10 protein-coding genes and 1 tRNA gene are annotated in these 8,583 nt (G+C 63.6%); all 11 read left to right on the plus strand.

Annotation, left to right across the window (positions count from 1 at the left end; genetic code table 11):
* The coding region (locus tag MOV74_RS23905; protein WP_246927972.1) for a Maf family protein at positions 1–463 on the plus strand (463 nt) is incomplete at its 5' end.
* Positions 464–608: 145 nt separating this feature from the next.
* The gene (gene yacG, locus MOV74_RS23910) at positions 609–791 is read left to right on the plus strand and encodes a DNA gyrase inhibitor YacG (protein WP_246927981.1); all 183 of its coding nucleotides are present in this window, start codon (positions 609–611) and stop codon (positions 789–791) included.
* A 185-nt stretch (positions 792–976) separates the two neighbouring features.
* Positions 977–1,052 (plus strand) — tRNA-Phe (locus MOV74_RS23915).
* A gap of 255 nt (positions 1,053–1,307) precedes the next feature.
* Entirely contained in the window at positions 1,308–1,940 is a 633-nt protein-coding gene (locus MOV74_RS23920; protein WP_246927988.1) for a DUF1326 domain-containing protein, read from the plus strand.
* A 126-nt stretch (positions 1,941–2,066) separates the two neighbouring features.
* On the plus strand, positions 2,067–2,846 hold the full coding sequence (locus tag MOV74_RS23925; protein WP_246927990.1) for a DUF2182 domain-containing protein: 780 nt from the start codon (positions 2,067–2,069) through the stop codon (positions 2,844–2,846).
* A gap of 314 nt (positions 2,847–3,160) precedes the next feature.
* On the plus strand, positions 3,161–5,764 hold the full coding sequence (locus tag MOV74_RS41040; RefSeq protein ID WP_309486832.1) for an EAL domain-containing protein: 2,604 nt from the start codon (positions 3,161–3,163) through the stop codon (positions 5,762–5,764).
* 391 nt (positions 5,765–6,155) lie between these two features.
* A complete protein-coding gene (locus tag MOV74_RS23945; protein WP_246927992.1) occupies positions 6,156–6,404 on the plus strand; it encodes a hypothetical protein in 249 nt (82 codons plus the stop codon).
* Positions 6,405–6,717: 313 nt separating this feature from the next.
* Positions 6,718–6,897 (plus strand): hypothetical protein, encoded by a 180-nt coding sequence (locus MOV74_RS23950; RefSeq protein ID WP_246927994.1) that lies wholly within the window; start codon positions 6,718–6,720, stop codon positions 6,895–6,897.
* 169 nt (positions 6,898–7,066) lie between these two features.
* Positions 7,067–7,741 carry an FABP family protein gene (locus MOV74_RS23955; RefSeq protein WP_246927996.1) on the plus strand — a complete coding sequence of 225 codons (675 nt, stop codon included), beginning with the start codon at positions 7,067–7,069 and terminating at the stop codon, positions 7,739–7,741.
* Positions 7,742–7,761: 20 nt separating this feature from the next.
* On the plus strand, positions 7,762–8,472 hold the full coding sequence (locus tag MOV74_RS23960) for a dihydrofolate reductase family protein (protein ID WP_246927998.1): 711 nt from the start codon (positions 7,762–7,764) through the stop codon (positions 8,470–8,472).
* Positions 8,473–8,481: 9 nt separating this feature from the next.
* On the plus strand, positions 8,482–8,583 hold a 102-nt coding region (locus MOV74_RS23965), incomplete at its 3' end, for an FAD-dependent oxidoreductase (RefSeq protein ID WP_246928001.1).

Below are 8,583 nucleotides of genomic sequence, written 5' to 3' on the forward strand. Positions count from 1 at the left end.
CGATGCGGCGCTGAAATCGGTGCAGCTCGACGACGAGCTGCGCGGCGCCTTCATCCTCGCTGCCGACACCGTGGTGGCGGTCGGCCGCCGCATTCTGCCCAAGGCCAATCTGGTGGACGAGGCCGCGCAGTGCCTGCGGCTGCTGTCGGGCCGCAACCACCGCGTTTACACCGCGATCTGTCTGGTCACGCCGCGTGAGGCCTTCCGCCAGCGCCTGGTCGAGACCCGCGTCCGCTTCAAGCGCCTCTCGGAAGACGACATCCAGGCCTATATCGGCTCCGGCGAATGGCGCGGCAAAGCCGGCGGCTACGCCGTGCAGGGCATCGCCGGCTCCTTCGTGGTGAAGATGGTGGGGTCCTACACCAACGTGGTCGGCCTGCCGCTCTATGAGACCACCACGCTGCTCGGCGGCGAAGGCTTCCCGATCCGCTTCGGCTGGCTCAACGCCACCACCGCGGTGTGAGCCGGCAAGCCGCGGCCCAACAAAAATCGCGAAAACAACCCCATGCAAAGTAGAATGGCCGGGCGGGGCGCATGCGCCGCCGCCCAGGGAACCTGTTTGCCGACAGGCTCTTGAACCGTTTCACCCCGTGCAAGCCGCCGACATCATGGACGACCAGGTCAAAAATCCCGCCAGCCCGCTCAAAACCTGTCCGATCTGCGGCAAGCCGCAGTCCGAGGCCACCCGTCCGTTCTGCTCCTCGCGCTGCCGCGACGTCGACTTGAATCGCTGGCTGAAAGGCTCCTACGTCATCCCCGGCCGCGACGACGACGTGGATGACGTCGAATAGTTAAATTATATCAACGCTTTGCTTGGATGGCCAGCGTGCCGCCCGCAAGCCGCGGCAAGCCCGTCCCACCTTGTGCACAGCCGGGCCGCGCCCGGCGAAGCCACTTGGCGAAGCCGGGTGGACAGGCCGCCCCGAGCCCACTATAAACCGCCCGCTCGATGGGCCTTGGGTCCTTCGCTCAGCACGCCCAGGTAGCTCAGTTGGTAGAGCATGCGACTGAAAATCGCAGTGTCGGTGGTTCGATTCCGCCCCTGGGCACCATTCCCTGACGACATTCCCAGCTGCGGGCCGATCCCGAGCCACTATCCTGGTTCGCTATACGAGACCGGCTGCCGCTGATATGATCCCTCGCCATTGGGACGGTAAACGGCAGCTCGCCACCGTACCTTTTTCTGCGATGCCGGCCTTCTGATCGGATTCGATCCCGCTCGCGCGCTTTTCGCTTCGGCTCGACAAGAACGCCGAACAGATTCGTCAATGGCTGCCGCTGTCCCCGCTCACATTGGGAGATGTGTCATGGCTGCATCGGACTGGCGTCTCGAAGGCGAATGGATGAAGAATTGCAATTGCGCGTTTGGCTGCCCCTGCGATTTCAACGCTCTACCGACCCTCGGCTATTGCAAAGGCATGGTCGGCATGCGGATCACGACGGGGCATTTTGAGGGCGTCAAGCTCGACGGCATTTGTTTTGCGGTCGTGGTGGATTTTCCGGGCGCGCTGCATCAAGGCAACGGCAAGATGCAGCCCATCGTCGACCAGCGCGCCACGCCGGAGCAGCGACAGGCGCTGTTCAACATTCTGTCGGGCAAGCATTCGGCGGAGGGCACGCTGTTCCACATCTTCAGCCTGATCGTAACGACGATTCACGATCCGGTTTTCGCGCCGTTCGAATTCTCCTTCGACAAGGATGGCCGTGTCGCAAAACTCGTCGCCGGCGATCTGCTCGAGACCGAGGTGGAGCCGATCAAGAATCCCGTGACCGGTGCTCCACATCGAGTTCAGGTGGTCATGCCCGAGGGCTTCGAGCACAGAGCTGCCGAGGTCGCGTCCGCCAATATCCGCTCGACCGGCGCGATCCTATTCGAGACCCAGGGCACGCACAGCTCGCTCGCCAATGTCGTACAGACGCCCGAGGGCGTTGCGGCGTGATGCAGCGCTGACACCGAGGCCGTACCATCGGTGTCAGCACGTTATGTTGCGGGGGAGCGCGACAACGCGCGTCGCGAAGGATGAGGGGCCGACTCCCGGATTCGTCACTGCGCTGGCGGTCAACCAATGCACGGGCGTGCGATACTGGAACACCTGCTCTCCCGCGATCGCTTGATCGTCGCGATCGGGACTGCCGCTGTGGCGGCGCTCGCCTGGGCCTATCTCGCGGGCGGCGCCGGCATGGACACCGACATGATGGCCGAGATGCCGGACATGGCCCCCATGCCATGGACGCTGCGCTCTGCCGCGCTGCTGTTCGCGATGTGGTGGGTGATGATGATCGCGATGATGGCGCCGAGCGCGGCGCCCACCGTCCTCTTGTATGCGACTGTCAGGCACAAGCACGAGACGGCACCCCGCGCCGCAATCGATGCCTGGATCTTTCTCGCCGGGTACCTCGTGACATGGGCAGGATTCAGTCTCGCAGCAGTCCTGGCGCAATGGCTGCTTGAGCGCCTCGGCCTCTTGTCGATGGCGATGGCAAGCACCAGCGCGGTTTTGGGCGGCGTCATCCTGCTTGCCGCGGGACTCTATCAATTCACGCCACTCAAACACGCCTGCCTGAGGTACTGCGAGAGCCCGCTATTGTTTCTCAGCCGGCATTGGCGGCCCGGCACGCGCGGGGCATTCCGCATGGGGCTGCGCCACGGCAGCTACTGCGTCGGCTGCTGCTGGTTTCTGATGGTCTTGCTGTTTGTCGGCGGCGTGATGAACCTGGTCTGGATCGTCGGCATCATGCTCTATGTCGCCGGAGAGAAGCTGCTGCCGTTCGGCCGAAGATTGAGCTATACGGCAGGCGCGATCCTCGTCCTGTCCGGCGTAATCGTTCTTGCGCGCGCGGTGTGAGGCCCGGAACCGGGGGCCGCTCAAATGCTGCTCCCAATATGCCAATATCGCCCGGTTGCTCAAAAACGTCTGACTTCCGTGATCATACGGAAGCCGCAAGCCGAAGAATTGAGCATTGTTCCAACCGAAATTTAAGGCTGTCCCGCTTAACTTCGGGGCCATGGACAGGCCCGCGTCCGGTTTCCGGCCGTGGCCGTCCCGGTGCAAGGCGGAGGGAGCCGGTGCTATTTTCCGCGATGAGCTCTGCTCTGCCCCTGTGGCTGACGCGGGGAGTGGGCAGGATGATGCTCGCGAGATCAATTCGCAGGGCGGCGTTGACGATTCTGCGCAATGCCCCGCTGCAGATCGCATTCTTCTTCCTGCCCCTGGTCTGGATCGGCTACATCGCGATTACGTCATCGGAGCGGGCGGACGCGGTCGGGCAGGCGCGGTCGCACGGCGACAGCGTCGCCGAACTGTTCGAGGAAAACACCGAACGCATCTTCGAGCGCGTCGATCAGTCGTTGCTGGTGGTGCGAACGCTCTACGCTCAGGAACCGCTCACCTTTAGTCTGAAGTCATGGTCCGACAAGGCCCGCATTGCGACCGGCGACGTGGTTCAGTTCGCGCTGATCGGACTGGACGGCTACATGATCAATACGACCGCGGGCTATTCGGGCCCGCCGCTCTATCTTGGCGATCGCGAGCACTTCATCAACGTCATGGCGCAAGCCGATGACCGGCTCTACGTCGCCACCCCAGTGCTGGGGCGGGCGTCGCACAAATGGACCATCCAGCTCGCGCGAAAGCTGTTCGACCTCGCCGGGAATCCGTTAGGCGTGGTCGTCGGCTCGCTCAGCGTCGACGTCGTCGGCAGGTTTTACGACACCGCAAAGCTCGGCGTCGGAGGAACGCTGGTGCTCAGAAATGCGAACCACGTCGTGCTTGCCGCCCGTGGCGTGGACCAGGGCTCCGTGCTGGGACAACGCGCGCCGAGCCGCGTCGAGGGCGAGCTGGGGGACGGCTTCTATGTGCAATATTGGAACGAGAACCGACCGAACCGCAGCGACCGGCTGATCACCGCGCGCAGGTCGCGCGCGTTTCCGCTCATCTTCACCGTCGGCATTTCGGAGCAGGAGATTTATTCCCGCTCCGCCTTCAGGCAGAAGGTCTATCTCGGCGGCGCGCTGCTGCTTACGTTCATCATCCTGGCCGCGACGACATTCCATTGGCGGCGGCAGCAGGCGCTGAATCGCGCCCACCGCGAGCTGCGCGATTTTGCCAGCAAGTTCGAGGATGCGCTCAGGACCCTTCCCCAGGGCTTGAGCATGTTCGACGGCCGTGACCGCCTGATCGCCTTCAACCGGCAGTGGCTCGAACTGTACGGACTCGTACCGGAAGACATTCGGATCGGCATGGACTTCCGGGAGGTGTTCGCCAAGCAGACCGCCGTGCTCGACGTCGAGGCGTACCTCGTCGATTTGAAGAACCGGCTCGTCCAGTCGGAGCAGATATCGAACACCGTGCAGTTTCCGGATGGACGGGTCGTCTACATCTCCTACGGCCGGCGCGAGGGTGGCGGCTGGGTTGCTACTCACGAGGACATCACCGAGCGCAAGGCGTCGGCGGACCGCATCGAGCGGCTGGCGCATTACGACAGCCTGACCGCCCTTGCCAATCGCAACCTGTTCAAGGAGCGCATCGACCAGGCGCTGGCCCGCTCGCGCCGGCTGGAGCCCGCGTTCGCGGTGCTCCTGCTCGATCTGGACAAGTTCAAGTCCGTCAATGACGCGCTTGGCCATCAATGCGGCGACGCGTTGCTGAAGCAGGTTGCCGACCGGATCAAGGCGCAAATTCGCGACGTCGATACAGCGGCGCGAATCGGCGGCGACGAGTTTGCCGTGATCGTGGCGCCGGGCCGGGCCGCGTTGCGCGACGGCGCTGAGAGCCTGGCGGCGCGGCTGGTCCAGGCCATCGCCGAGCCCTATCACATCGATGGCCATCCCGTCGTGATCGGCTGTAGCATTGGCCTTGCGCTCGTGCCCGAGCACGGCACGCGGGTCGACGAGATACTTCGCAACGCCGATCTTGCGCTCTACAGGTCAAAGAATTCCGGCCGAAGCTGCTTCCACGTCTATTCGGCGGAGCTCAAGGCCGAAGCGGATCAGCGCAACGTGCTCGAGATCGAGCTGCGTGAAGCGATCTGGCGCGAGGAGATCGAGGTGTTTTATCAGCCCGTGATCGAGCTCGGCACCGGTCGGGCAAAATCGGTCGAGGCCCTGGCGCGCTGGCATCACAGCAGCAGGGGCTACATTCCTCCGGCGGAGTTCATTGCGGTGGCGGAGGCGGGGGGCTTGATCGTCGAGCTCGGCAATCAGGTGCTCGCCAGGGCCTGTCGCGATGCGATGAGCATGCCGGCCGACGTCAAGGTCGCTGTCAACCTCTCCGCCCTGCAATTTGCCGGCACCAATCTCGTCGATACCGTGACGTTTGCGTTGGCGCAGAGCGGACTTCCGCAAACCCGGCTCGAGCTCGAGATCACTGAGAGCGTATTTCTCGCCGACAGTGAGGAGAACCTCAAGACGCTCCAGCGCCTCAAGGCGCTCGGCGTCTCCATTGCCCTCGATGATTTCGGTGTCGGATACTCGTCATTGTCCTATCTGACGGCGTTTCCGTTCGACAAGGTCAAGATCGACAAGTCATTCATCGACAGGATCGATCGCTGCGAGACCGTCGCCGTGCTGAAGTCCATCGTGCAGCTCGCGAAGACGTTGAAGCTGTCGATCGTCGCCGAGGGGGTCGAGTCCTCCGAACAGGTCAGACGGCTCCAATCACTCGGCATCCCGCTCGGCCAGGGATACCACTTCAGCAAACCAGTGCCGCTCGCCGGCTTGTCCTGGCAAGTCCCCGTGGCGCGCCGGAGACGACGTGTGGCGTGAGACGGGGCGAGTGGGGACAGGTCGCGCGCGGCAGAGCGGGCTACGACCGCAGCGCGCAGACCCGCTGACGGCGGGGATGCAGTGGAAATCAAATCATAAAGTCGAATGCCTCCGGCGTTTGTCATCGTGGCGCGGCACTGGAACCCTTGCGTCCGTGACTAGGAAGCTGAGCAGGCGACTTTCCCCTTCGCCAAAATTGTCTCGCATTATTAATGGCTCACAAGGGTGGGATTGGCCACCTGGTGCGTTCGACTTCCGCTGAGGCCGAAGCATCGCGCCGCGCAGCTAATTTACGAGCCGGATCTCGTCCCTCCATTCCTGGCACTCCGCTTGCTCAGTCAACGCCAAATCCAGGCCTCAGCAGGGAGGCCGTTTCAGGTTGAGGCAAGCGATGCAGGAAGTGTCCCGTTCTGGTGCTGCTGGTGAACTCCGGCTCGACGCGTTGATCGCCGATTTATGGTGGCGCGTTCGGCTCTTGAATACCGATATTCTCGAGGAGGAGGCCAAATCCGGTGTGTTTGACGTGCACGAGCCGGCATATCCGCTGCTTGCGCTTAACCTTCGAGCGCGGCGCGACAATCTGGTCTCCACGATCGGCGTGCTCGAGGAGCGTGCGAAATCAGTGTCCGAAGCGGCTTGAGAGCGGTCTTCGGCTGCGGCGGCGATAAACTCAACCCGGGCAAGACCTCGGCGTATTGCAGCAGCGTGGCGTTATCGGCGGGCTGGCGTTGAAGTAGCAGGGCGGCTAGCGTTGGAGAGGCCGGCTCTGCAGGGCGCAGCCGAAACATGCGAGATCGTGTCGGTCGCGGCGTGGCCTCTCCTCCGATTGGACGATGCACGTTCGCCGTCGCATCGACGAGCATTCGTGATCGTCGACACATATCATTCCGTTCGATCAATCTAGCTTTGCGTCAGGTGGCTCGCAGTGATCCACCAGGCAAAGGACAAGACTGATGCGCAATTACATTCTCGTGGCTTTCGCAGCGATCACGTTGGCAAGCGCGGTGACGCCCGCCAGCGCACGGACCATCGTGCGCGATCATCGCGACCCGCCCGTCGTGCGCGACCATCGCAGTCAGACCATCGTCAGGGACCACCGCACTCATCCCGAGGTCCGCGATCACCGCCACTAGGCGTCCCGCGGCGGAGCCGAACCAGGCCGGTTCGGCTCCGTTTCGCCTCACATGAAGCTCGACGATCACCTGCGCATGGGGCTTATGTCATTCGCGATTGTGAGGTCTGAGCACGAGCCACACCCGCGCTCTCATGATATTGCTGCCTCCGCAACGATTTGAGGCCGCCATGCTCCCCATTCCCGCCGACATCTTCACCGAGCCCGAGGACGTCTCGCCCGACGGCCTCGCCAATCTCGGCCCGCTCCGCCGCCTCGCAGGCCGTTGGCAGGCGGACAAGGGCATCGACATCAATCCGAAAGCGGAGGGTCCGGAGCGGCGGACGTTCATCGAGCGCATCCGCATGGACCCGATCGATCCGCAGGCCAACGGGCCGCAGCTCCTCTATGGGCTGCGCTATCACATCCACATCAACACGCCCGAGGAAGACATCACCTTCCACGACCAGGTCGGCTATTGGCTGTGGGAGCCCGCGACCGGACTGATCATGCAGACGCTGGCCATTCCGCGCGGTCAGGTGCTGCTGGCCTCGGGCAAGGCCGGGCCTGATGACAGGACAATCTCCGTCACCGCGAAGCGCGGCGACACCGCCTACGGGATCTGCTCGACCGATTTTCTGGAACAAGCTTTCCGCACCGATGCATACCGTTGCGATATCACCTTCAACGACGACGGCAGCTGGACCTATCTGATCCAGACCGAGTTGTTCGTGCGCGGCGCGCCGTTCAATCATCGTGACACCAACACGCTGCAGCTGGTGGCGCCGCCGGAGCTCAATCCGCTCGCGGCGATCGTCAACGATCGCGCCAAGGAGAATGCGCCCGGCAATGGATCAGCGGCCTGAAGCGCTGCCCGGAGGCTTGCATGAAACCGTATGTCATCTGCCTGATGCACTCCAGCCTCGATGGCCGCACCCACCCCAGCCGTTGGCGCCCGAAGGGGGCGGGGACGGACTGGTTCGAGAAGATCCATGACGAGCTCGGCGGCGATGCCTGGGTGATCGGCCGCGTCACCGGGTCGGAGTTCGCCAAGGGCAAACCATATCCCGTGACGAATGACGCGAAACTGCCGCGCGAAAACTGGTTCGCGCGGCGCGACGCGAAAACCTATGGCGTCGTGCTCGATGCGCAAGGCAGGATTGGCTGGGGCCGCTCGGACATCGGCGGCGACCCGATCGTCGTCGTGCTGACGGAGAGCGTGCCGGATTCGCATCTCGCCGGCCTGCGCGGCGAGGGCGTGTCCTACATCTTTGCCGGCAAGTCCGAGATCGATCTGGCGCTGACACTGGACATTCTCGCCCGAGAGCTCGGCGTGAAGCGCCTGCTGGTGGAAGGCGGCGGCGTTGCCAATGGCGCGTTCCTGCGCGCCGGTCTCATCGACGAATTCAACCTGATCCTCAGCCCCGCGGTCGATGGTGCAACGGGCGCGCCCTTCGTGTTTTCTTCGACGGAGGCGGATAGCGACAAGCGCGCGCCGATCGCCGCGATGACGCTGGAGAGCACGCGCGCGCTCGGCGGCGGCGTCCTGCTGCTCCGCTATCTGATCAGGAACGATCCGCTAGCCGCGAATCGGTAGCGCGCGGCCATGCCGGAGATAACAGAGCATATCGTCATCGTCGGCGCAGGTGCGGCCGGCCTGATGGCGGCGCGCGAGCTGGCGCATGCCGGCCGTAAGGTGACGGTCCTG

Source organism: Bradyrhizobium sp. SHOUNA76 (assembly GCF_023006445.1).
GTDB lineage: Bacteria > Pseudomonadota > Alphaproteobacteria > Rhizobiales > Xanthobacteraceae > Bradyrhizobium.

Coding starts and splice junctions, on each gene's coding strand:
- yacG (WP_246927981.1), top strand. CDS start 609: ATGGACGACCAGGTCAAAAATCCCGCCAGCCCGCTCAAAACCTGTCCG.
- MOV74_RS23920 (WP_246927988.1), top strand. CDS start 1,308: ATGGCTGCATCGGACTGGCGTCTCGAAGGCGAATGGATGAAGAATTGC.
- MOV74_RS23925 (WP_246927990.1), top strand. CDS start 2,067: ATGCACGGGCGTGCGATACTGGAACACCTGCTCTCCCGCGATCGCTTG.
- MOV74_RS23945 (WP_246927992.1), top strand. CDS start 6,156: ATGCAGGAAGTGTCCCGTTCTGGTGCTGCTGGTGAACTCCGGCTCGAC.
- MOV74_RS23950 (WP_246927994.1), top strand. CDS start 6,718: ATGCGCAATTACATTCTCGTGGCTTTCGCAGCGATCACGTTGGCAAGC.
- MOV74_RS23955 (WP_246927996.1), top strand. CDS start 7,067: ATGCTCCCCATTCCCGCCGACATCTTCACCGAGCCCGAGGACGTCTCG.
- MOV74_RS23960 (WP_246927998.1), top strand. CDS start 7,762: ATGAAACCGTATGTCATCTGCCTGATGCACTCCAGCCTCGATGGCCGC.